Origin of the sequence: Burkholderia sp. 22PA0099 (assembly GCF_047497165.1) — a bacterium.
Classification (GTDB): domain Bacteria; phylum Pseudomonadota; class Gammaproteobacteria; order Burkholderiales; family Burkholderiaceae; genus Burkholderia.
In genome coordinates, this window is sequence record NZ_CP163165.1 from 2466306 (window position 1) to 2487612 (window position 21307).

General features: G+C 68.1%; 23 protein-coding genes. 13 read left to right on the forward strand and 10 right to left on the reverse strand.

Features of this window, described 5'->3' with window-relative positions:
- Window position 1: 1 nt before the first annotated feature.
- From AB4851_RS26350 to AB4851_RS26375, 6 genes are all read left to right on the forward strand, one after another.
- The gene (locus AB4851_RS26350; RefSeq protein WP_414449436.1) at window positions 2-880 is read left to right on the forward strand and encodes an alpha/beta fold hydrolase; all 879 of its coding nucleotides are present in this window, start codon (window positions 2-4) and stop codon (window positions 878-880) included.
- Window positions 877-1233 carry an NIPSNAP family protein gene (locus AB4851_RS26355; RefSeq protein ID WP_414445139.1) on the forward strand — a complete coding sequence of 119 codons (357 nt, stop codon included), beginning with the start codon at window positions 877-879 and terminating at the stop codon, window positions 1231-1233. The genes AB4851_RS26350 and AB4851_RS26355 overlap by 4 nt, the downstream gene beginning before the upstream one ends.
- Entirely contained in the window at window positions 1230-2417 is a 1188-nt protein-coding gene (locus tag AB4851_RS26360) for a quaternary amine ABC transporter ATP-binding protein (RefSeq protein WP_414449437.1), read from the forward strand. The genes AB4851_RS26355 and AB4851_RS26360 overlap by 4 nt, the downstream gene beginning before the upstream one ends.
- The gene (locus AB4851_RS26365) at window positions 2410-3402 is read left to right on the forward strand and encodes an ABC transporter permease (protein WP_414449438.1); all 993 of its coding nucleotides are present in this window, start codon (window positions 2410-2412) and stop codon (window positions 3400-3402) included. Before AB4851_RS26360 ends, AB4851_RS26365 begins: the two co-directional genes overlap by 8 nt.
- Window positions 3403-3527: 125 nt before the next feature.
- The gene (gene proX / locus AB4851_RS26370; RefSeq protein ID WP_414449439.1) at window positions 3528-4556 is read left to right on the forward strand and encodes a glycine betaine/L-proline ABC transporter substrate-binding protein ProX; all 1029 of its coding nucleotides are present in this window, start codon (window positions 3528-3530) and stop codon (window positions 4554-4556) included.
- Between the two features lie 276 nt (window positions 4557-4832).
- Window positions 4833-6317: an aminotransferase class V-fold PLP-dependent enzyme gene (locus AB4851_RS26375; RefSeq protein WP_414449440.1), complete on the forward strand. Its 1485-nt coding sequence runs from the start codon at window positions 4833-4835 to the stop codon at window positions 6315-6317.
- A 488-nt stretch (window positions 6318-6805) separates the two neighbouring features.
- Here AB4851_RS26375 and AB4851_RS26380 read toward each other — a convergent pair whose 3' ends face one another.
- The 5 genes from AB4851_RS26380 to AB4851_RS26400 all read right to left on the reverse strand — a co-directional run bounded on the left by AB4851_RS26380 (window position 6806) and on the right by AB4851_RS26400 (window position 10587).
- The gene (locus AB4851_RS26380) at window positions 6806-7531 is read right to left on the reverse strand and encodes a GGDEF domain-containing protein (RefSeq protein ID WP_414449441.1); all 726 of its coding nucleotides are present in this window, start codon (window positions 7529-7531) and stop codon (window positions 6806-6808) included.
- A 10-nt stretch (window positions 7532-7541) separates the two neighbouring features.
- The gene (locus AB4851_RS26385) at window positions 7542-7928 is read right to left on the reverse strand and encodes a DUF1987 domain-containing protein (RefSeq protein WP_206129001.1); all 387 of its coding nucleotides are present in this window, start codon (window positions 7926-7928) and stop codon (window positions 7542-7544) included.
- 18 nt (window positions 7929-7946) lie between these two features.
- Window positions 7947-8510, reverse strand: a complete 564-nt coding sequence (locus tag AB4851_RS26390; RefSeq protein WP_414449442.1) for a SiaB family protein kinase — start codon at window positions 8508-8510, stop codon at window positions 7947-7949.
- 12 nt (window positions 8511-8522) lie between these two features.
- On the reverse strand, window positions 8523-9752 hold the full coding sequence (locus tag AB4851_RS26395) for a SpoIIE family protein phosphatase (protein ID WP_414449443.1): 1230 nt from the start codon (window positions 9750-9752) through the stop codon (window positions 8523-8525).
- 304 nt (window positions 9753-10056) lie between these two features.
- Entirely contained in the window at window positions 10057-10587 is a 531-nt protein-coding gene (locus tag AB4851_RS26400; protein ID WP_414449444.1) for an arsenate reductase ArsC, read from the reverse strand.
- Window positions 10588-11181: 594 nt separating this feature from the next.
- Here AB4851_RS26400 and AB4851_RS26405 point away from each other — a divergent pair.
- The 4 genes from AB4851_RS26405 to AB4851_RS26420 all read left to right on the forward strand — a co-directional run bounded on the left by AB4851_RS26405 (window position 11182) and on the right by AB4851_RS26420 (window position 14049).
- Window positions 11182-12360 (forward strand): GGDEF domain-containing protein, encoded by a 1179-nt coding sequence (locus tag AB4851_RS26405; protein ID WP_414449445.1) that lies wholly within the window; start codon window positions 11182-11184, stop codon window positions 12358-12360.
- 99 nt (window positions 12361-12459) lie between these two features.
- Complete coding sequence (locus AB4851_RS26410; RefSeq protein WP_414449446.1) at window positions 12460-12894, forward strand: MarR family winged helix-turn-helix transcriptional regulator; 435 nt, start codon at window positions 12460-12462, stop codon at window positions 12892-12894.
- A gap of 117 nt (window positions 12895-13011) precedes the next feature.
- Entirely contained in the window at window positions 13012-13455 is a 444-nt protein-coding gene (locus AB4851_RS26415) for an SRPBCC family protein (RefSeq protein ID WP_414449447.1), read from the forward strand.
- Window positions 13456-13509: 54 nt separating this feature from the next.
- A complete protein-coding gene (locus AB4851_RS26420) occupies window positions 13510-14049 on the forward strand; it encodes a hypothetical protein (protein ID WP_414449448.1) in 540 nt (179 codons plus the stop codon).
- A gap of 10 nt (window positions 14050-14059) precedes the next feature.
- Here AB4851_RS26420 and AB4851_RS26425 read toward each other — a convergent pair whose 3' ends face one another.
- A complete protein-coding gene (locus AB4851_RS26425) occupies window positions 14060-14773 on the reverse strand; it encodes a FadR/GntR family transcriptional regulator (protein WP_414449449.1) in 714 nt (237 codons plus the stop codon).
- A gap of 175 nt (window positions 14774-14948) precedes the next feature.
- Between AB4851_RS26425 and AB4851_RS26430 the strand changes: the two genes are divergently transcribed.
- The 3 genes from AB4851_RS26430 to AB4851_RS26440 are packed head-to-tail and all read left to right on the forward strand — an operon-like array spanning window position 14949 to window position 17856.
- Window positions 14949-15731 carry a (Fe-S)-binding protein gene (locus tag AB4851_RS26430; protein WP_414449450.1) on the forward strand — a complete coding sequence of 261 codons (783 nt, stop codon included), beginning with the start codon at window positions 14949-14951 and terminating at the stop codon, window positions 15729-15731.
- Complete coding sequence (locus AB4851_RS26435; protein ID WP_414449451.1) at window positions 15728-17209, forward strand: lactate utilization protein B; 1482 nt, start codon at window positions 15728-15730, stop codon at window positions 17207-17209. Before AB4851_RS26430 ends, AB4851_RS26435 begins: the two co-directional genes overlap by 4 nt.
- On the forward strand, window positions 17206-17856 hold the full coding sequence (locus tag AB4851_RS26440) for a LutC/YkgG family protein (protein WP_414449452.1): 651 nt from the start codon (window positions 17206-17208) through the stop codon (window positions 17854-17856). Before AB4851_RS26435 ends, AB4851_RS26440 begins: the two co-directional genes overlap by 4 nt.
- A 28-nt stretch (window positions 17857-17884) precedes the next feature.
- Here AB4851_RS26440 and AB4851_RS26445 read toward each other — a convergent pair whose 3' ends face one another.
- From AB4851_RS26445 to AB4851_RS26460, 4 genes are all read right to left on the reverse strand, one after another.
- Complete coding sequence (locus AB4851_RS26445) at window positions 17885-18643, reverse strand: FadR/GntR family transcriptional regulator (RefSeq protein ID WP_414445122.1); 759 nt, start codon at window positions 18641-18643, stop codon at window positions 17885-17887.
- A gap of 207 nt (window positions 18644-18850) precedes the next feature.
- Window positions 18851-20098 carry an L-fucose:H+ symporter permease gene (gene fucP, locus AB4851_RS26450; RefSeq protein WP_414449453.1) on the reverse strand — a complete coding sequence of 416 codons (1248 nt, stop codon included), beginning with the start codon at window positions 20096-20098 and terminating at the stop codon, window positions 18851-18853.
- 63 nt (window positions 20099-20161) lie between these two features.
- Window positions 20162-20500 (reverse strand): L-rhamnose mutarotase, encoded by a 339-nt coding sequence (locus tag AB4851_RS26455; RefSeq protein WP_414449454.1) that lies wholly within the window; start codon window positions 20498-20500, stop codon window positions 20162-20164.
- 30 nt (window positions 20501-20530) lie between these two features.
- Entirely contained in the window at window positions 20531-21307 is a 777-nt protein-coding gene (locus AB4851_RS26460) for an SDR family oxidoreductase (RefSeq protein WP_414449455.1), read from the reverse strand.

Genomic DNA, 21307 nt, shown 5'->3' on the forward strand with positions numbered 1-21307 from the left:
GATGCGCGACGCCCTTCCCGCCGCCCCGCTCTCGGCCATCGACGCGCACTTCGTGCGCGGCGACGTGGCGCTCCACTACCGGCTGCAAGGCGACGGCCCGCGCGCGCTGATCTGCGTGCACGGCGTCGGTTCGTATCTCGACGCGTGGCAGGCCACCATCGACGCGCTCGGCAGCGGCTTTCGCGTGCTGAGTTTCGACCTGCGCGGCCACGGCGGCTCGACGCGCGTGCCGGGCCGCTACGAGATCGACGAGTTCGTCGGCGACGTGATCGCGCTGGCCGATCATGCGGGTTTCGCGCGCTTCGACCTGGCGGGCTTCTCGCTCGGCGGGCTGGTCGCGCAGCGTCTTGCGCTGACCGAGCCGGCGCGCCTGAACCGGCTGGTGCTGCTGTCCACCGTGGCCGGCCGCACCGATGACGAACGCACCCGCGTGCTGGCGCGGCTGGCCGCGCTGCAGGCCGGCGAGCGCGGCGCGCACTACGACGCGTCGCTGTCGCGCTGGCTGACCGAACCGTTCCAGGCCGCGCACCCGCAGTTGGTGGCGGAGCTGCGCCGACGCAACGCCGAGAACGATCCGGCCTGCTACGCGGCCGCCTACCGGCTGCTCGCGCAGACCGATTTCGGCGGCCTGATCGACCAGATCGCCGTGCCCACGCTGATCGCCACCGGCGAGGACGACCTCGGCTCGAACCCGCGCATGGCGCGCTACATGCACGAGCGGATCGCCCGTTCGCAACTGGCGATCCTGCCCGGCCTGCGCCATTCGATCCTCAACGAAGCGCCCGATGCAGTGGCCGCGCTGATGCGCCGCTTCCTGCTCGACGCCACGCTCGATGTTTCGTCGGATGTTTCGCCGGATGTGCAGGAGGACGAACGATGATCGTCGAGGAACGCATCTACAAGATCCGCAACGGCGGCATGGCGCGCTTCCTGGCGCTGGTGCGCGACGAGGCCTTGCCGCTGCAACAGCCGGTGCTCGGCAACCTGCTCGGCTATTTCACCACCGAGATCGGCGTACTGAGCCAGGTGGTGCACTGGTGGGGCTACGCCGATCTCGAAGATCGCCGCGCGCGCCGCCAGCGCCTCGCCGACGACGCGCGCTGGCAGGCGTTCGTGCCGCGCCTGTCGGAGTGGATCGAACACGCGGAAAACCGCATCCTGGTGCCGACCGCATTCTCGCCGCTGCGCGCGCTGCCCGGCGCCGGCGAACCGTCGAAGGAGCTCCGAGCATGACCCCACGCCTGACCATCGAAAACCTGTACAAGGTGTTCACCGACCGCCCCGAGCGCGCGCTCGGCATGCTGCGCCAGGGCGCGACCAAGGCCGACGTGCTGCGCGACACCGGCCAGGTCGTCGGCCTCGACGACGTGTCGCTGAGCGTGCCCGCCGGCGCGATGTACATGATCATGGGCCTGTCCGGCTCCGGCAAATCCACGCTGGCGCGCTGCGTGAACCGCCTCAACGAGCCGAGCGCCGGGCGCATCCTGCTCGACGGCGAGGATCTGTGCACGCTTGACGAGCGCGCGCTGCGCGAGGTGCGCCGCAAGCGCATCTCGATGGTGTTCCAGCATTTCGCACTGCTGCCGAACCGCCGCGTGATCGAAAACGTCGAGTTCGGCCTGAAGCTGCGCGGCATGTCGGCCGAGGCGCGCCGCAAGCGCGCCTCGCAGGTGCTGGAGGTGGTGGGCCTCGGGCGCTGGGCCGAGAAGATGCCGCACGAACTGAGCGGCGGCATGCGCCAGCGCGTCGGCCTGGCCCGCGCGCTCGCCACCGACGCCGACGTGCTGATCATGGACGAGGCGTTCAGCGCGCTCGACCCGCTGATCCGCGCCGAGATGCAGGACGAATTGCTGCGCCTGCAACGCACGCTGAACAAGACCATCCTGTTCATCACGCACGACTTCCAGGAAGCGCTGAAGCTCGGCACGCGCATCGCCATCATGTCCGAGGGGCGGCTGGTGCGCGAAGGCACGCCGCAATCGATCGTGACGGAGCCGGGCAGCGATTACGTGGCCGGCTTCACGCGCGAGGTGGATCGCGCCAGGTTGTTCTGCGCGGAGGCGTCGATGACCGCGCTCGACACGCTGGTGCAACGCGACGGCTGGCGCGTGCTCGGCGACGGCGCGGCCGGCCCGGCGTTCGTGGTGGACGCCGACACGCGCCTGCTCGGCACGCTGGCCCGCCGCGACGCCGCGCAACTGGCCGCGCTGCGCGACGGCGGCGCGCTGCCGCCGCTCGAACGCGGCATCGCCTGCGTGCCCGCCTCGGCGCGCCTGATCGACGCCGCGCCGCATTTCGGCAACCACGGCACGATCGGCGTGACCGACGAAGCCGGCCGCCTGGTCGGCCAACTGGAGGCGGCCCGCGTGCTCGCCCGCATCGGCGCGCAGAGCGCCAACGGAGTCCATCATGCTTAAAGCCGACGACCTGGCGGTGTTCCCCGTCGCGGACTGGATCCAGACCTTCGTGCAATGGGTCGCGCTGCATCTGCGCCCGCTGTTTTCCGTGATCAAGTGGCCGATCCAGAAGCTGCTGGAGGCGAACGTCGATGCGCTGCACGCGCTGCCGTTCCCGGTGTTCGTCGTGCTCGCCGCGCTGGTGGCGTGGCGCGCGGCCGGAAAGGCGATCGGTGCGTTCACGCTGGCCGGGCTGGTGGCGATCGCCGCGCTCGGCGTGTGGGCCGACGCGATGACCACGCTGGCGCTGATCGTCACGGCGATCGTGTTCTGCGCCGCGATCGGGATTCCGGTCGGCATCGCCTGCGCCCGCAGCGAGCGCGTCTGGCGCATCGTGCAGCCGCTGCTCGACGTGATGCAGACCACGCCCACCTTCGTCTATCTGGTGCCGGTGGTGATGCTGTTCGGCGTCGGCACCGTGCCGGGCGAGGTGGCCGTGGTGGTGGCCGCGATGCCGCCGCTGATCCGCTTCACGCATCTGGGCATCCGGATGGTCGATCACGAACTGGTGGAAGCCGGCCTCGCGTTCGGCGCGGACCGCCGGCAACTGCTGTGGGAGGTGCAACTGCCGCTCGCGGTGCCGACCATCCTCGGCGGCCTGAACCAGACGGTGCTGACCGCGATGGTGATGTCGGTGGTGATCTCGATGATCGGCGCCGAAGGGCTCGGGCTGGTGGTGCTGCAAGGGCTCGGCCGGCTCGACGTCGGGCAGGCCGCGATCGGCGGCATCGCCATCGTGCTGCTCGCGATGATGCTCGACCGCATCACGCAGAAGCTGGCGCGCGCCCGCCCCTCGGGCGGCAGCGGCTGGCGCACCGTGCTGGGCCGCTTCGTGCGCGGCGAGCGCGCCGCCCGAAGCGGCGCCGGCGGCACGGCCCCGGCCTCCCCGCCGTCCCATCCGGGCCACCCGCTGCCGCAGGACAGCGACAGCCGGCAGGCGCTGTAAGCGCGCCGCGCCGCACGCCGTGGCATTGCGAAGTTTCGAAGTAAAACCAACCGGCCCGGCACCCCGTGCCCGGGCCATCCGGCGGCAACGCCGGACGACGATCCTACCCATGCAGGAGTGGCTTGATGAAGACGTTGGCGGCAGCATGCGGCGCGGCAGCGCTCGCGGTGATGATGATGGCGGGCCTGCCCGCCGGGGCGCAAACCTTGCCCGGCAAGGGCAAGACCGTGCATTACGCGCAGGGTGACAGTTTCGGGGGCAACTACGTCGCCACCCAGATCGTCATGCAGGGCATCAAACAGCTCGGTTACGACGTGAAGCTGACCACCATGAACACGACGCTGTTCTTCCAGGCGGCGGCGCAGGGTGACGAGGATCTGGCGACCGACGTGAACTTCCCGCAGCGCGAGCTGGCGTTTCGCTCGGTCGAGAAGGACGCGCAGGTGGTGGGCACCGGCATGATCATCGGCGGCGGCATCAACGGCTATCTGATCGACAAGAAGACGGCCGACGCCTACAAGATCACCAACCTCGCGCAGTTGAAGGACCCGAAACTGGCCGCCCTGTTCGGCAACGACGGCCGCGCGCAGTTGATCAGTTGCGACCCGGGCTGGAGCTGCGGCGACGTGGTCGATTACCAGTTGAATCGTTTCGGGCTGCAGAACACCGTGCGGGCCGTGCGCGGCAAGTACGAGGCGCTGATGGTGGATACCGTGGCGCGCGTGCGCCAGGGCAAGCCGGCGTTCTTCTACGCCTGGAGCCCGTCGTGGACGGTCAACGCGCTGGTGCCCGGCAAGGACGTGGTGTGGCTGCCGACGCCCGAGGCCGCGCTGCCGCCGAACGTGAGCAACACCGGCTCGCCGCTCGTCAACGGCGTGCAGGGCTGCGCCGGCAACGCCGACCCGTGCCGGATGGCGATGGCCTCGTGGAACTGGACCTCGGTGGCGAACCGCGCGTTCATCGCCGCGAACCCGGCGGTGCGCGTGCTGATCGAGCAGATCAAGTTCCCGTCGTCGACGTGGTCCGGCTGGGAATACGCGATCAGCCGCAACGGCGGTTCGCAAACGCTGATCCGCAAGCTCGCGACCGATTGGCTCGACGGCAACAAGGCGCAGTTCGAGCAGTGGGTCGCCACGGCGAGCGCCGCGCACTGAAGTGCCGTACGCCGCGCATCGGGCGGCCGATGCGTGGCGCGGGCGTGGGCGACCGTCTGGCGGCACGACGAAGGAACGGCGCGCCCCCGTCACCGCGCAACGGCGGCCCGCTCCCGCCGTCGCGCCTCCGCTGCTGCCGCTGCCACCAATGCCGCACACCGCCACGGCGGAGAAATTTATTCCCCTGATCGGCGATTTCAGAACAAAGTTTGGAGATTTTTTCCGGGCTGCCCCACGTATCATTTCTTCCACTCAGAAAGGGGCAGAAGGCCAGACATGAACACCTTGCATTACCTCGACTACGCCGCCACCACGCCGGCCGACCCTCGCGTGATCGCCGCGATGGCCGATTGCCTCGGCCTCGACGGCGTGTTCGGCAACCCGGCGTCCAGCTCGCATGCGGCCGGCAGCGCGGCGCGCGTGCGCGTCGAACAGGCCCGCCGGCAAGTGGCCGCGCTGATCGGCGCACAGCCCGACGAGATCGTCTGGACCTCGGGCGCGACCGAATCGAACAATCTCGCGCTGAAGGGCTATGCCGAACGGGCGACCGACCGGCGCCACCTCGTCACGAGCCGCCTCGAACACAAGGCCGTGCTCGATACGATGGCGCATCTGGCCAGGCAGGGCCTGGCGGTGAGCCACGTGGCGCCCGAAGCCACCGGCGCAATCACGGCCGATGCCGTGGCGGCCGCCATCGGCCCCGACACCGGCCTGGTGTCGCTGATGCTGGTCAACAACGAGATCGGCACGCTGACCGACATCGGCGGGATCGCGCGCGTGGTGCACGCGGCCGGCGCGCTGCTGCATGTCGACGCCGCGCAGGCGCTCGGCAAGACGGCGATCGACGTGCGGGCACTCGGCATCGACCTGCTGTCGATGTCGGCGCACAAGGTATATGGCCCGAAGGGCATCGGCGCGCTGTACGTGCGCCACGAGATCGCGGCCCGCATCGCGCCGCAGATGCACGGCGGCGGCCACGAGCAGGGCCTGCGCTCGGGCACGCTGGCCACCCATCAGATCGTCGGCATGGGCGTGGCCTGCGAGTTGGCGGCCAGCGAGCTGCAAGCCGAAATCGCCCGTATCGCGGCGCTCAACGCGCGCCTGAGCACGGCCATGCGGGCACTCGGCAACGTGGTGCAGAACGCCGAAGCGGCCACGCGCATTCCGCACACCTTGAGCCTGCGCGTCGACGTGCCGGGCTTCCTGCCGTTCATGCTCGGCGAGTCGCTCGCGGTGTCGTCCACCTCGGCCTGCAATTCGGCGGCCGGCACGCCGTCGCACGTGTTGAGCGCGATCGGCCTCGATGCCGGCGCGGCGGGCCGCACGGTGCGCCTGAGCCTCGGGCGCTTCACGACCGAACAGGATATCGATTTCGCCGTCGCCTGCTTCCGGCAGGCGATCGAGCAATGCCGCGCCGCTGAGGCCAGCGGCTTCACGGCGTCGCGCCAGATCGCGCCGGCCGACCTGAAGGCGATCCGCGACGCGGGCTTCCGCTCGATCCTCTGCAACCGGCCCGATGGCGAAAGCGCCGATCAGCCGGCCTTCGAGACGATCGCCGCCAGCGCCCGCGCGCTCGGCCTCGAGGCACGCTATCTGCCGATCGCGTCGGCCAGCGGCATCGGCGAGCCGGAACTCGATGCGTTCGCCGCGCTGGTCGACACGCTGCCGAAGCCGGTGTTCGCGTACTGCCGCAGCGGCAACCGCGCGAGCCTGCTATGGGATCGGCTCGCCACGCGGCGCGCGGCGGCGGCGCACGCATAAGGCGTTCACGGGGCGCGGGTGCGGGCGTCGCCAAACGCCGGCACCCGCGCCGAACCTGCGGCCGTGCAACGCGGTCCGCCGCTTTTTCCGTCCTTCGTACTGCCGATTCCCTCTTCGTTTTCACGCGCCCCACCCCGGCCTGGATATGTGCGCGGCGCGGCAAGCATGCCTCGTCGGTTTTCACCGGCCCCCTGGTCGTACGCGAGGCGGCATGGCCGGCATGCGGTCGAGCGGCGCGGCAAGACTCTCCCATCGTTTCACCGGCACCGCCCCGCCCTTGGCGCATGCGCAGCGCGGCATGACCGCGCGCGGTCGAGCCGCACGGCAAGTCGGCCAGGGAAATCGGCCCAGAGGAAGATGGGATGCGATGCGCCGCAAGCCGCGGCACGACAGAAAGAGCCGGACAAGCCAGCCATGGGAAACCACGAGAAAAACCGGGAAACCCGAAGAAAAACCCGGACGAGGCAGCCCACGGCCGCCCTCGCCCCTTACTGCTCGGCGAACTCCACGCGATTGCGCCCGCCGCGCTTGGCCCGGTACAGCGCCGCGTCGGCCAGCCCGTAAGCGGTATCGAAGCTGGTACCGGCCACGTTGACGCTGACGCCGAAGCTGGCCGTGATGCGCCGGGGCACCTGCGGCACCGAGAGCGAATCGCTGATGCTCTGCCTCATGCGCTCGGTCAGGTCGGCCGCGTGGGCGAAATCGCTGCGCGGCAGCAGCACCGTGAATTCCTCGCCGCCCACCCGCCCGATGAAACCGAGCTCGCCCACGATGCGCCGCAGGCAATCGACCACGCCGAGGATCACCAGGTCACCGACCGGGTGGCCGAAATCGTCGTTGACCCGCTTGAACTCGTCGATATCGAGCACCACCATCGCGGCGTTGCTGGTGCGCAAGGTCTTGGCGGTCAGCTCGATCACGGCGCTGCGATTCAGCACGCCGGTCAGCGCGTCGTGCGAGGCGCGGTGCGCCAGTTGCTGCGCCAGCGCCTGCATCTCGCGCTCGGCGCGATCGCTGCGGCCGATCAGCCGCCGCGTCTCGCGCATCAGCCGCTCGTAATGCTCGATCAGTTCGCCGAGCGAGCGGCGATAGGTATCGGCATCGGCGTCGCCCGCCAGGTGCGTGGCGCGCGCGCGTTCGAGCGCGGCGCTCTCGTTCTGGAACAGATCGGGCGCGGCGCCCGTGGACGTGTCTCGTGAAGACGTCGAACTCACCTTGCCTTCCTTAATGCGCGACTGGACGATCGGTGAACTCGATGGCGCCGAAATCCGCCTTCAGTTCCTCGCCGAATTCGGCGATCGTCTCGTCTTCCTCGTCGCGATACCAGTTCAACGCCACATGGCTGCCCGACTGGGCGGCCTGATCGAGCGAATCGAAAATGCTGAACAGCATCTTGGTGCTCGAACTGTTGAAATAGGTCAGCGCGACATCGATTGTGATTTCGGCCCCGGAGCTGGCGTCGAGGTACTGACCCAGTTGCTCGATGATGGGGGCATAGAATGCAGCCGCGTTTTCGGGGTAAGACTCGCCCTTGATCGCCAGCTGATGTTGATCGAAACGAAAATCGATCTCAGGCGACGTCGTCGTGGCGGCAATGTAAAGGTTATCCATGGATCGAGTGCCTCCTACTCAGATGATGGCCGTGAGACAAAACAGCGTGATCCCGGAATCGTCGTCACGCGGATAAAAAGCAAATTCCAGCGGCGCGCTGGCATCGCGCGCCATGGTGAGGAAGCCCAGGCCTGCGCCCTTGCTGTCCTCGGGTGTTTCGGCGCGCAATGATACCTTGTATGCCTGCCGAATTTCTTCCAGCGACATGGTGCGCAGCGGTTCGAGCTTGTTGCGCAGGAGTTCGACCTGGCTGGTCGCCACCGGATTGACGCACCACATCACATGGCGGTCGCCGTCCTTCGAGACGCATACCGCGCCTTCCCGGATCGCGCCCTGCCCGTCGCCGCCGGGCTGCAGCGCGTCGAGCGAGTAATGAATGATGTTCTGCGACAGTTCGATGAACGACGAGAACAGCTTGCGGCGTGTCGGGCCGGCCACGCCGGCCACTTCCAGCTGCAACTTCACCACCTCGCCCATCGCGGCGACGATGTTATGGGAGAAGTAACCCTTGTGATAGAACAGCACGTTGCGGCGCTGCGCCAGGTCGAAAAATGCGCTGTCTTGTTCGAGCATGTGAGACATGGTTACGGTTGACTAGATACGGGCACAAAAAAACGTCACGTCGTCGCGGCGCGGCTGCCGGCCCTGCCATTCGGCCAGCGCCTCGTTGATCCGCTCGCAGATCGCCGCCGGGGCAGCATCGCGATGCGCGCGAATCGTGTCGAGCGCGCGGCGGCGGCCGAAGGCGATCTTGCGCGGGCCGCCGATCTGGTCGGTCAGGCCGTCGGTACAGACGAACAGCACGCTGCCCGCGGCCACCGGCAGCGAATGCAGCTTCCAGGCGTAATCGGCGCGGCTGTCCACATAGCCCACGCCCATCCGGTCGGCGGCGACGGTGTCGAACTGCTCGGCGCCCGGCGCGAGGATATGCAGGCCGATCTTCGCGCCGGCGAAATGCAGCACGCTCTCGATGGCGTCGAACCAGAAGAACGCCGCGTCGAGCCCGTCGTCGGATTCCGTGCGCTCGGCCGAACCCTTGGCCTGCCCGAGCAGGCTCTTCACGCTGCGGTTCACGGCGGCCAGCAGCGCCGCCGGGTCGCGCGGGCCGATCTGCTCCAGCTCCTTCGACAGCGAGGCCGACGCCAGCATCGTCATGAACGCGCCCGGCACGCCGTGGCCCGTGCAATCGGCCACCGCGCCGAACCAGCCCTTGTCGTTCGCCGAGAAATGGTAGAAATCGCCGCCGACCACGTCGCGCGGCTGCCAGGCCATCGCCGCGCCCTGCAGCTTCGACAGCGTCTCGCTGGAGGCACTCAGCATCGCGCGCTGGATCACGCTCGCATACTCGATGCTCTGCATCACCTCGCGATTCTTCTCGGCCTGGATCTCGGCCACCGCGCTGACCAGTTGCAGGCCGCTGCCGAGGCCCACGAAGCGGCCCTCGCGCGTCACCACGAACCCGTCGACCAGCGCCTTCTCGCCCGCCTCGACGGTGCGGAACGCCAAGGCCTCGATGCTGATGTCGGCATCGACGATCAACGGCTCCTTGTCCATGAATGCGATGCAGCTCTTCTTGTCGTACAGCTCGCGATGGAACGGCTTGCTCATCTGCGACATGAAGATATTGCGGTTGATCAGGCCGATCGGGCGATCGGCCTCGATCACCGCCAGGCTGCCCATGTCGCGTCGCGACGAGAAGATCTCCATCACCACCGAGTTCGGATCCCCGGCATCGACGCAAGGCACGTCGTGGCAGAGATCGCCGGCCGTGCGCGGGTTTCCGGATGCTGAGGAACGGCGGAACCTCGAGAAAGCAGGATGCATGGCAACGCGGCGGGTGAGGAGGAAACAACGGACGCTAACGAGTCTACGTGTACACAATGTGACAAAACACGTACGACATCGGGTGCATTTGCGAAAGCCCGGAAAGTGGATTTCCGCAAACGTTTCCTATCGTCAGAGGAATTCGAATCGCCCGTGCGCATGGGACTGTCGCGCGTGGCACGTCGAATTTTTTTGTCGACGCGCTGTGGGCCGATCCCGGGTCGCCGTGTGCCCGCAACGGTAAAAAACGGGCAGAAACGGCGGCGACTCGCACATGGGTTTACGGCACGACACGCGCAACTCTTCAGGGTGCGGGCTGAAGTTCGTTCGCCTGATCGATCGCGCCGCCCTGCGCGGCGGTGTCGATCGCATCGCGCTGCGCGTCGCGGCGCATCGAATCGAGCGGCAGCGCCACGAACACGCTCATGCGGCGCAGGATCTGCCGGAACACGCGTTCGAATTCGCGCTGCCGCTCGGCCTCGTTGCCTTCGGCCTTCAACGGGTCCGGGTAATTCCAGGTGCAGAACAGCGGCGCGCCGTGAAAGGCCGGCGCATGTTCCTCGGCCACTTCGGGGCTCATCGAGATGATCACGTCCATGCGCGGTGCGTCGTCGGCCGTGTAGGTCAGCCAGCTCTTGGGCCGCAGCTTGCCCAGATCGCCGATCGTCGCGCGCAGTTGCGCGATCGCCAGCGGATGCACGTCCTGCTCCGGCTCGACGCCGGCGCTGAACGCCTCGAAACGGCCCGGCGCCAGTTGCCGCAGCAAGGCCTCGGCCATGATGCTGCGTGCCGCGTTTGCCCGGCACAGGAACAGCACGTTGAACTTGCGATCCATTTCGCCTCCCAGTTGTCGCGATCAAGTCATCAATCGCACTCATTGTTAAGAGGAAATTTTTCGCGCTCGTGACCGAATTCGGTAATTGTTACTTTTATCATGATTTATCTCATCGATTATTCGATAAATCGAGGGATTTACCTAAGTCCTTGCCTGGCTTGGCTGTCAGATCGGTCATGTGAATGGCCATCGAGCTTCGGCGGCGCGTTCGCCATTGACCGTCCGCTTTCCGCCGCCTGACGATCGGAAAAAATAACTGCCTATGCTTGGCATGCCAGGCACTCAAATCGCATATTGTTTGCAAAATTTGCACAAATCCATGCGCGCGCTGTGGCAAGTCCGGTTTTGACCCCCTACAATCACGCGACGCAGTGTCCTGGCAGCCATCCGGCGAAGCCGCCGGGCCGGGCACCGCACGAACAGGATCACTCAATCAGCGGGATCGAGACCAAGCATGTCCGGGGCAGAACGTCCGACCGGTGAGCCGATGCGTGCTGGCAGCGCCGCGCCCCACCGCGTCGGCCGCTATCGCTCGACGGCCCTGTGCGGACAGCCGGTGCGCCGCCTTGACGATCTGCCGACCTAGCCCACGCCATGCCCAATCCAACCGTCGCCCTGGTGTCGTCCGCGATGATGAGCCTGCTCCTGCTGGCGCTGCTCGGCTCGCTGGCGCACTCGCGCGTGCGCGGCGTGCGGGAATGGATGGCCTCGAACCTGGTGATGGCGCTCGGCTTGAGCCTGATGCTGCTGCGTGGCCACGTGCACGACGTGTTCGTGATCGTGCCGGCCAACCTGCTGATGGCGGTGGCGGCCACCTGCTTCTTCGCCGGCTGCGCGCGCTTCATGAACCGCCAGCCCGGCTGGCCCGCCTGGCTGCTGGCGCTGATCGTGCTCGGCGGCGTGTTGGGCTACTGGCGCTTCGTGGTCGACAACATCCAGGTGCGCGTGTTCGCGGTCAGCATGTATTTCGCCGCCACCAGCCTCGCCACCGTCTACGCCATCACCCGGCCGCGCCAGCCCGGCCGACGCCGCTATCCCTATCTCGCGATCGCCACGCTGGCCGCGTTCTGCGCCGCCATGGAGCTGGTGCGCGGCTTCTGGTTCCTGCATCTGCACGCCGCGTCGTCACCGGCGCTGCTCGCCACGCCGGGCAGCGTGATCCTCTCGACCATCGGTTCCGCGGTGCTGCCGATGCTGTCGATGGCCGCGATGATGCTGGTGCACGACGAGCTGCTGGCCGACGCCAGCGAGGCGTCGAACCGCGATTACCTGACCGGCCTGCTGTCGCGCAAGCGCTTCGAGCTGATCGCGCGCAACCAGTTGAAGAAGCGCACGTCTTGCCGCAAGGTCGCGCTGCTGTTGATCGATTTCGATTACTTCAAGGCGATCAACGATGTATTCGGTCACGCGGGCGGCGACGCCGTGCTGCGCGATTTCGCGGTGCTGGCGCTCGAGAACCTGCGCGCCGATGCAACGTTCGGGCGCGTGGGCGGCGAGGAATTCGGCGTGCTGTTGCCGGGGCTGTCGGAGCGTGAGGCCTGGCAGGTGGGCGAGCGCCTGCGCATCGCGGTGGCGGCGCACACGGCCGATACGCCGTCGGGGCCGTGCCGCTACACGATCAGCGGAGGCGTGGCGGTGGCCGAGGACGGCGACACGCTCGAACGCCTGTATGTGCGTGCCGACCGGGCGCTGTACGACGCCAAGCAGCAAGGCCGCAACGCGATCTGCACGGCGCGCGCGCCGCTCGAACAGGCAGCGGCCGTGCCGGCTTGATGCCGCTCGGTACGCCGGGGCCCGGCCGAACGGGGAACGCCGCTGTCACACAACCCACGCAGCCTATGCAGTCTTCGATCCGGATAAGGTGAGCACGGCATGAATCACGGCCCGTTGAAACTCGATTGCCATTGCGCCACCTTGCGGCAGGCCGCCCGCGCCGTCACGGCGATCTATGACGCACGGCTGTCGCGTCATGGTGTGCGGGTCACGCAGTTCACGATCCTGATGGCGCTGTTTCGCGCCGAACCCGCCTCGATGCGCGCGCTGTCCGACGCACTGCTGCTCGACCAGACCACCCTGAGCCGAACGCTCGCCACGCTGCGCACGCGCGCGCTGGTGCGCTCGCAGCCCGATCAAACGGACCGCCGCGTGCATCTGTGGTGCCTGACGCGCACCGGCCAGGCACTGTACGAAACCTGCCTGCCCGACTGGCAGGAAGCCCAGCGCGAGCTTGAACGCCAGGGCGGCAAGCCCGACCTGCAAGCGTTCAGCGACGGTATCTATCAATTGACCGAAGCGCTGGCCGGTTGAATCCGCCGCACCGATTGTTGATCGCGGGGCAAGGGAAATTCGATCGACGGCGGCTGGCAGCCCGCGCGCCGCGCCCGCATACTCGACGCTCCTTTTCGATCATCAGGACAGCGCACCATGCCCACCCAGCCGAATGTCAGCCAATCCGTCGAGATCGCCGCGCCCGCCGAACGCGTGTGGGCCATCGTCGGCGGCTTCAATGCCCTGCCCGCCTGGCTCGCGCCCGTGCTGGCCTCGCGCCTGTCCGACGACGGCCGCACGCGCCACCTGGAAATCCGGGGCGGGCTGGTGGTGGTCGAGCAACTGCTCGAACACAGCGACGCCGAGCGCCGCTACAGCTACACGATCCTCGAAGGCCCGGACCCGGTGACCGACTACATCGCCACGCTGTCGGTCGAACGCACGGGCGACGCGAGCGCGAAAGCCACCTGGCAAAGCCGCTTCACGCCGAACGATCCGCAGGGCGCGGCGCGCATGATCGCGCACTACGAGGGCTTGTATGCGCTGGGGCTGGCGCGCGTGAAGGCGCTGGCCGAAGGCGAACACGACGCGGCGCGATAAGGCCCGTTCGACAAGATTCCACGACACAATCGCAACGGCATCGAGGAGACCTCCATGAGCCAACTGACGTTCCTGAACACCACGCCGTATATCGCGCAGTTCGTTGTCGCTAAAGGGCAGCAGATCATTGCCCGGCCGCCGGGCCTGGAGCCTCAGGCACGCTTTACGATGGCGGCCAACGACAGGTTCGAAGTCGCCGCCTCCACGCTGATCGACGGCAACACGTATACGTCGGCGCCGGCCACCATCGTCGGCAACGCCAGCTTTCTCGCACAGATCAAGCAGGACGCGCAGCAAGGCACGTACGAATTCGAAATGGCAGTCATGGCGAGCACCGTCGCCGATCAGTGGCAGTTCTATCAAACCACGCTCGGCCCGGTGACGTTCTCGATATCGCAATACGACACGCTGCTGCAAAGCGTGGTCGTGGAGCGTTCGTTCGACGCCCAGACGTTGACGATCGGCGACACGTATTCGTTCTATGCCGTCATCGAAGGCGTCACCACCGCGACGGTCACCACCACGAATCCGAATGCCCAGGTCACGGCGGAAATGGATGCCACCACCGGCTTCTTCACGCTGGCGATTGCCTGAACCGCACTTCTCACATCGCCGTCACCGGCAGATCGGGTTCGAGCTTCTGCCAGACGAAGCCGATATGCTCCACTATCCGCCGCCGCGCCTCCTCGGGCTGGCGCGCGCGGATCGCCTCCCACAAGGCCAGATGCTGCGCGAGGATCTGCTCGCCCACCTGCTCGCGCAAGGCGAACAGGTTGCTGTTGTTCAGCGAGATATGGGTATGCAGCATCTTCGCGAGGCTGCCTTGCAGATGCCGCAGCATGGCGTTGTGCGAGGCGCTGGCCAGCGCCGCGTGGAAATCGCCGTCGAGCCGCGATTCGCGTTCGTGGTCGCCGTCGCGATGCGCGGCCACCATGCCGTCGAGCACGTCCTGAATCCGTTGCAGATCGTCGGGGCCGGCGCGCAGCGCGGCCAGATACGCGGTGGTGCCCTCCAGCATCAGCCGGAATTCGAGCATGTCGGGGCGCAACTCCGGATGGTCGCCCACCAGTTGCCGCCACGGCGAGATCAGCCCCGTCTGCAGGCTTTCCGATACGTAGAAACCCGACATCGGCCGGCTCGTCAGCAGCCCGCGCGCCACCAGCCGCTGCAAGGCCGTGCGCACCGTCGAGCGCGCCACGCCCATCGCGTCCGCCAGCTTGCGCTCGCCCGGAATGCGCTCGCCGGGCGACCAGACGCCCTCCAGCAATTGCGTTTCGATCTCGCGCTGGATGCGGTCGGTCCGGGTGGCTGTCTTCATGAAGGGTCGAGGTAGGTAAACTGGTCGTACCAGTTTGCCGGATCGCCCTCCGGCTGTCGATCATGGCGCTTGTGCAGTCCGACGCACGCGGCACCGCCCCGCGCCCCGGCCCGCGACTCCCCGAACAACACGGCCCGCCCCGACGCGCGCCTCGCATCCCCCGCAGGAGAATTCCATGAAGGTGGCCCTGTTCGTGCCTTGTTTCATCGATGCGCTCTACCCCGAGGTCGGCATCGCGACGCTCGAACTGCTCGAAAAGCTCGGGCTCGACGTCGATTACCCGCGCCGCCAGACCTGCTGCGGCCAGCCGATGGCCAACAACGGCTGCGACGCCGACGCGGCCGGCGCGCAAGCGCTGTTCGTCGACAATTTCGCGGGCTACGACTACGTGGTCGCGCCGTCGTCGAGCTGCGTCCACCACGTGCGCCAGCATCTGACGGCGGCGGGTGAATCGCCGCGCATCGCGGCGGTGCGCGCCAACACCTACGAGTTGACCGAATTCCTGCACGACGTGCTGAAGGTGCGCGAGTTCCCGTGGGCCGCGTTTCCGCACACGGTGGGCCTGCACAACAGTTGCAGCGCGATCCGCCATCTGCATGCGGCCTCGATGAGCGAGATCCCGGGCGAGCCGTGGTCGAAGGCGCGCACGCTGCTCGACGGCGTGCGCGGCATCCGCTTCGCCGCGCCGGCCCGGCCCGACGAATGCTGCGGCTTCGGCGGCACGTTCTCGGTGTCGGAGGCGGCGGTGTCGGTGCGGATGGGCCAGGACAAGGTGCGCGACCACCTGCAGGCCGGCGCGCAGTTCATCGTGTCGGCCGACATGTCGTGCCTGATGCACCAGCAAGGCTGCGCCGCGCGCGAGAAAACGCCGATGCGCTTCCTGCACATCGCCCAGGTGCTGAACGGCATCGACGCCGCGCAACTCGCGCCGGCCGCCGGCCAGGAGGCCCACGCATGAGCAAGCCGACCCGCAACCTCCCCAAGGTGGATCACGCGAAGGCCGCCGAGGCGTTCCTCGCCAAGACCGATCACGTGGCGTTCCATGACCGCCGCCTGTGGGACATCCGCAAGAAGCGCGACGCGCAGGCCGCCTCGATCGAGGAATGGGAAACGCTGCGCGCGCTGGCCTCGCAGATCAAGGAGCACACGCTGTCGCGGCTGGCCGATTACCTCGACCAGTTCGCCACCAACGCCGAGGCGAACGGCGTCAAGGTGCACTGGGCGCTCGACGCCGAGGCGCACAACGAGGCGGTCTATCGCATTCTCGAATCGCATGGCGTGACCTCGCTGGTCAAGAGCAAATCGATGCTGACCGACGAATGCGAGCTGCGCGAATATCTGGCGCCGCGCGGCGTGAGCGTGATGGAGACGGACCTCGGCGAGCGCATCCAGCAGCTCGACAACGAGCCGCCGTCGCATGTGGTGATGCCGGCCGTGCACAAGCTGCGCGGCGACGTGGCCGAACTGTTCGGCCGCACGCTCGGCACCGATCCGACCAATCACGACATCCACTATCTGGCCGAAAGCCAGCGCGTCACCACCCGCCCGGCATTCCTCGAAGCGGGCGCGGGCATGACCGGCTGCAACTTCGCGGTGGCCGAAACCGGCACGGTGGTGGTCTGCACCAACGAGGGCAACGCCGACCTGTCGGCGAACGTGCCGCCCGTGCATATCGTCTCGATCGGCATCGAGAAGCTGATCCCGCGCGTGGCCGACCTCGGCGTGTTCGTGCGGCTGCTGTCGCGCAGCGCGCTCGGCTCGCCGATCACGCAGTACACCTCGCATTTCCGCCAGCCGCGCCCGGGCACCGAGATGCATTTCGTGATCGTCGACAACGGCCGCTCGGCGCGCCTCGCGATGGACGACTTCTGGTATTCGCTGAAATGCATCCGCTGCGGCGCCTGCATGAACACCTGCCCGGTGTACCGGCGCAGCAGCGGCCTGTCGTACGGCAGCACCTACGCCGGGCCGATCGGCGCGATCCTGAACCCGGCCTACGATCTCAAGCGCTTCAGCACGCTGCCGTTCGCCTCCACCATGAACGGCAGTTGCACCAACGTCTGCCCGGTCAAGATCAACATCCACGAACAGCTTTACCGCTGGCGGCAGATCGTGGCCGAGGAAGGCGAGCTGCCGCGCGTCAAGCGCGGGCTGATCAAGGTGGCCGGCAAGCTGCTGGCGAACCCGGCGCTCTATCGCGCCTCGGTGCGCTCGATGCAGACCGCCCTGCACCGCCTGCCGAACCTGGTGCTCTACAACCCGCTGAACACCTGGGGCAAGGGCCGCGCGCTGCCCGACGCGCCGCGCCAGACGTTCCGCGACTGGTACGAAGCGAATCGCGGCAAGGGCGCGACGCCGCCGAACCCTCCCGGCCCCACCGAAGACACGTCGGCCGACGCGAATACCCCGGCCGCCGATAAGGAGACGCAACGATGAGCACCACCCGCGAGGAATTCCTGTTGCGCGTGCGGGCGGCGCAGCGCGTCGCCGTGCGCGAGGACGGTGGCGCGGCACGCGCGCCGTTCGCGGCCGCCAGCGGCGACGATCCGCATCCGTTGCCCACCCTGCCGGTGTTCGACACGCCGCCCGGCGACCGCCGCGAACGCTTCTGCGCGAGCCTCGCGACGATGGGCGGCAAGCACGTCGCGCTCGATTCGGTGCAGGACCTGCCCGGCTGGTTTGCCGAGCGCTTCCCGGGCCATGTGCCGCTGTCGGCCGCGCCCGAAGTGCCGGGCGCCGCGCCGCTCGATCCGGCGCGCGCGCCGGCCTCGCTGCACGAGGTCGAGGTGGGCGTGGTGCGGGCGCGCTACGGCGTGGCGGAAACCGGCTCGGTGTGGTTGTCGGAGGCCGAATACGGCGTCAATGCGCTCGGCTATCTGGTCCAGCACCTGGTGGTGCTGCTCGATCCGGCCGATCTCGTCGACGGCTTGCAGGATCTGTATCGCCTGCCCGATTTCCAAGCCGCGCGCTATGCGGCGCTCGTCACCGGGCCGTCGGCCACGGCCGACATCGAGGGCGTGCTGATCCAGGGCGCACAGGGCGTGCGCTCGCTGACGGTGGTGTGGCTGGCAAAACCGGCCTGAGCGGCCTGAGCGAACCCAGGCCGACAGATCACGCCGACTGCCGCGAAAAGATCCGGATCACCGAATTGAGATGGGTCAGCATCGCGCGGCGCGCGCCCTTCGCGTCGCGCGCCTCCAGCGCGTCGAGAATCGCGCGATGCTCGACCTCGGAGCGATGCGGCATGTCGCGCGGCGTATAGAGCGTTTGCAGGCGCTGGAACAGCAGGTCGTAGCGATGCGCGAGCAACTGCTTGATCATCATCGCGTAGGCCTCGTTGCCGCTGGCCTCGGCGATGCGGATATGGAACAGCCGGTCGCCGGGGTGGGTGGTCGAGCCGCTGCGGTTGTCCTGCTGGTTGCGCAGGAACGCCTCGCGAACCGCCGCAAGCTGCGCATCCGACGCCTGGAGCGCGGCCAGCTCGGCCGCCTCCGGCTCGATCAGCTTGCGCGCCTGCAACAGCGAGAACGGCGGGATCTCGGCGTCGAGATCGAATTCGATGCCGAGTTCCGGATCGACTTCGAGCACGCTCGAACGCGCAGCGGCGCGCGCCGGCGGCGTGTCGCCCGCAGGCTGCTCGCGCTGGCGCACCGACACGCCGTCGCCCACGCGCACGGACACCATCCCGATCACCTCCAGCGCGATCAGCGCCTCGCGCACCGAGGTGCGCGACACGCCGAATTGCGCGGCCAGCTCGCGCTCGGGCGGCAAGTAGCTGCCGGGCGGAAAGCTGCCGGATTCGATCATCGCGCGAAGCTGGTCGGCGATCTGCTGGTAGAGGCGGCGGTTCTGAATGGGTTGGATCGGCATACGTTCGCTGGCGGGACCCGTCGGGATCGAAACGGCTCGCGGCCGTTGCCGTTCAGGCAACGACCGCGAGCCAGATGCCGATTCTAATACGTCCGCGCTGCCGGGCCGCCGCCGCTGCGGCGCCGGGCGCGCGCGACGCCGTGTATCGGGCCGGGGCCAGCGGCCCGCGCGCAGCCGGACCATGCGCGCTCGCCCCGCCCCACGCGCTCAGGCATCCACCACGCGGCTGCCGCGCCAGCCATACCACGCGACGATCGCGAAGCACACCAGCGGCAGCGCGTAGGCGATGCTCACGCCCGAGGTATCGGCCACCCGGCCCATCGCGTAAGGCATGATCGCGCCGCCGACGATCGACATCACCTGATACGACGCGCCGCGCTTGGTGTGCGGCCCGAGATCCTTGACGCCGAGCGCGAAGATGGTCGGGAACATGATCGACATGAAGAAGAACACGCCGATCAGCGCCAGCACCGACACCACCGGAATGCCGGCCAGCACCACCGCCGTCAGCACCACGTTGGCGAGCGCATAGACGGTCAGCATCGCGGCGGGCGACACCTTCGCCATCACGGCGGTGCTGATGAAGCGCCCGGCCATGAACAGCAGCAGCGCCACCGACAGCATGAACGAGGCGCGCTGCGCCGTGAGATCGGGCCAGTGGACGATCGCGTAGTTGATGAAGAACGCGCCCACGCCCACCTGCGCGGCCACGTAGAAGAACTGCGCGACGATGCCGCCGACGAAGTGCGGCCGCGACCAGACCGAGGCGCCCGCCGCCCGCTGCGCCGGCGAGGCCGCGCGGCGGATGTCGGGCATCGGGGTGCGCGCGATCAGCAGCGCCAGCAGCACCACCACGGCGGCGATCGCCACGTAGGTGATCCGCACCGAGCCCAGCCCTTCGCTGGCCGCCTGCGGCGCGGCCGACGCGCGGAAGAAGAACGCACCGCCGATCAGCGGCCCGAGAAAGCTGCCGAGGCCATTGAAGGACTGCGAAAGATTGAGCCGCCGCTCGGCCGTCTCGGGCGTGCCGAGCTCGGTCACGTACGGGTTGGCGGCCGTCTCCAGGCAGCCGAGGCCCGAGGCGATCACGAACAGCGCGAACAGGAAGAACGGAAAGCTCGCCACCGACGAGGCCGGAATGAACAGCAGCGCGCCGATCGCGTAGAGCGCCAGGCCCAGCAGGATGCCGCGCTTGTAGCCGAAGCGCTCCATCAGCATCGCGGCCGGAATCGCCATCACGAAATACGCGCCGAAATACGCGCCCTGCAACAGGCCCGACTGCGCCTTGCTGACGTGCAGCACATCCTGAAAGTGCTTGTTCAGCACGTCGAGCAAACCGTACGACAGCCCCCACATGAAAAAGAGGCTGGTCACCAAAATGAACGCCGTGCGCCAGTCGCGCGAACGTTCGGCCGTGCCGGCCGGCGCTAGGCCGGCTCCCGATGCCTGTTGCATGATTCCTGTCTCCTTCCGTGTCAGTCTCGATGTGCTGTTACGGGGTGCCGTCGCCGGCTGTCGTCATTGCCCGGCCAGGTCGAAAACGCGCGCCATCGGCGTCCATTTGGTTCCGGCCGGGGTCCACGGGGTCGGCTGCTGGAACGTGCCCATCAGCGTCTCCCACTCCACTACCTTCGGGTCGGCGAGGCTCGACGCCGCCATGCGGGCGGCGTCGAACACCGCGTCGTCCGTTTCCATCACCATCGTCAGGCGGTTGCCGATCCGCCAGATTTCCATCTCGCGCACGCCCTGCCCGCGCAGGTGCGCGGCGATCTCCGGCCAGATCCGCGCGTGATGCGCCTCGTAGCGCGCGATCGATTCGGGATCGTCCTTCAGGTCCAGCGCCAGACAGTGCCGCATCGTCATGTCTCCTTGTGCGTGGGGCCGCCCTCAGCCGAGCGCGCGATCCAGGTGCGTGTAGCCGCCATCGACGAACAGCCACTGGCCGGTGGTGTGCGAGGCGCGCGGCGACAGCAGGAACACGGCGGTCGAGGCGATCTCGGCCGGCGTGGTCATGCGCTTGCCGAACGGGATGCGCTGCGTGATCGCGTCGAGCTTGGCGGCCGGATCGTCGAAGCTGCCGAGCCAGGTTTCGTAGAGCGGCGTCATCACCTCGGCCGGCACCACGGCGTTCACGCGCACGCCGTCGGCGGCCAGCGACGCGGCCCATTCGCGCGTGAGCGACAGCACCGCGCCCTTGGCCGCGCAGTAGCCGCTGGTGCCGCCCTGCCCGGTCAGCGCCGTCTTCGACGAGATGTTGACGATCGCGCCGCGGCTCGCTTTCAGGTGCGGCTCGCAGTAGTGCGCCATCGCGTAGTAATGCACCAGGTTGCGTTCGAGCGAGGCCACGAACGCCGCGCGGCCCGCGCCCAGGCCCACGCCGTCGTTCGCGCCGGCGTTGTTGACGAGGCCGTCGATGCGGCCGAATTCGGCGATTGCCGTGTCGACGGCCGCGCGGCATTGCGCGTCGTCGAGCAGGTCGGTGCGCAAAAAGCGCGTGCGCGGCTGGCGATCGCGCAACCGCGAGGCGAACGCCTCGGCCGGCGCGTTGCGATCGAGCACGACCGGAATCGCGCCCTCGGCCGCCACGGCCTCGGTGATCGCGCCGCCGATGCCGGACACGCCACCCGTGATCAACACCACCTTGCCATCGAGATCGAGATGCAT

Bases quoted from the DNA above. Each gene is read 5' to 3' on its own strand.
- proX (WP_414449439.1), top strand. From the start codon at position 3,528: ATGAAGACGTTGGCGGCAGCATGCGGCGCGGCAGCGCTCGCGGTGATG.
- AB4851_RS26390 (WP_414449442.1), bottom strand. From the start codon at position 8,510: ATGTCTCACATGCTCGAACAAGACAGCGCATTTTTCGACCTGGCGCAG.
- AB4851_RS26410 (WP_414449446.1), top strand. From the start codon at position 12,460: ATGAATCACGGCCCGTTGAAACTCGATTGCCATTGCGCCACCTTGCGG.
- AB4851_RS26435 (WP_414449451.1), top strand. From the start codon at position 15,728: ATGAGCAAGCCGACCCGCAACCTCCCCAAGGTGGATCACGCGAAGGCC.
- AB4851_RS26420 (WP_414449448.1), top strand. From the start codon at position 13,510: ATGAGCCAACTGACGTTCCTGAACACCACGCCGTATATCGCGCAGTTC.
- AB4851_RS26455 (WP_414449454.1), bottom strand. From the start codon at position 20,500: ATGCGGCACTGTCTGGCGCTGGACCTGAAGGACGATCCCGAATCGATC.
- AB4851_RS26350 (WP_414449436.1), top strand. From the start codon at position 2: ATGCGCGACGCCCTTCCCGCCGCCCCGCTCTCGGCCATCGACGCGCAC.
- AB4851_RS26385 (WP_206129001.1), bottom strand. From the start codon at position 7,928: ATGGATAACCTTTACATTGCCGCCACGACGACGTCGCCTGAGATCGAT.
- AB4851_RS26405 (WP_414449445.1), top strand. From the start codon at position 11,182: ATGCCCAATCCAACCGTCGCCCTGGTGTCGTCCGCGATGATGAGCCTG.
- AB4851_RS26395 (WP_414449443.1), bottom strand. From the start codon at position 9,752: ATGCATCCTGCTTTCTCGAGGTTCCGCCGTTCCTCAGCATCCGGAAAC.
- AB4851_RS26425 (WP_414449449.1), bottom strand. From the start codon at position 14,773: ATGAAGACAGCCACCCGGACCGACCGCATCCAGCGCGAGATCGAAACG.
- AB4851_RS26365 (WP_414449438.1), top strand. From the start codon at position 2,410: ATGCTTAAAGCCGACGACCTGGCGGTGTTCCCCGTCGCGGACTGGATC.
- AB4851_RS26430 (WP_414449450.1), top strand. From the start codon at position 14,949: ATGAAGGTGGCCCTGTTCGTGCCTTGTTTCATCGATGCGCTCTACCCC.
- fucP (WP_414449453.1), bottom strand. From the start codon at position 20,098: ATGCAACAGGCATCGGGAGCCGGCCTAGCGCCGGCCGGCACGGCCGAA.
- AB4851_RS26445 (WP_414445122.1), bottom strand. From the start codon at position 18,643: ATGCCGATCCAACCCATTCAGAACCGCCGCCTCTACCAGCAGATCGCC.
- AB4851_RS26460 (WP_414449455.1), bottom strand. From the start codon at position 21,307: ATGCATCTCGATCTCGATGGCAAGGTGGTGTTGATCACGGGTGGCGTG.
- AB4851_RS26375 (WP_414449440.1), top strand. From the start codon at position 4,833: ATGAACACCTTGCATTACCTCGACTACGCCGCCACCACGCCGGCCGAC.
- AB4851_RS26440 (WP_414449452.1), top strand. From the start codon at position 17,206: ATGAGCACCACCCGCGAGGAATTCCTGTTGCGCGTGCGGGCGGCGCAG.
- AB4851_RS26400 (WP_414449444.1), bottom strand. From the start codon at position 10,587: ATGGATCGCAAGTTCAACGTGCTGTTCCTGTGCCGGGCAAACGCGGCA.
- AB4851_RS26415 (WP_414449447.1), top strand. From the start codon at position 13,012: ATGCCCACCCAGCCGAATGTCAGCCAATCCGTCGAGATCGCCGCGCCC.
- AB4851_RS26355 (WP_414445139.1), top strand. From the start codon at position 877: ATGATCGTCGAGGAACGCATCTACAAGATCCGCAACGGCGGCATGGCG.
- AB4851_RS26360 (WP_414449437.1), top strand. From the start codon at position 1,230: ATGACCCCACGCCTGACCATCGAAAACCTGTACAAGGTGTTCACCGAC.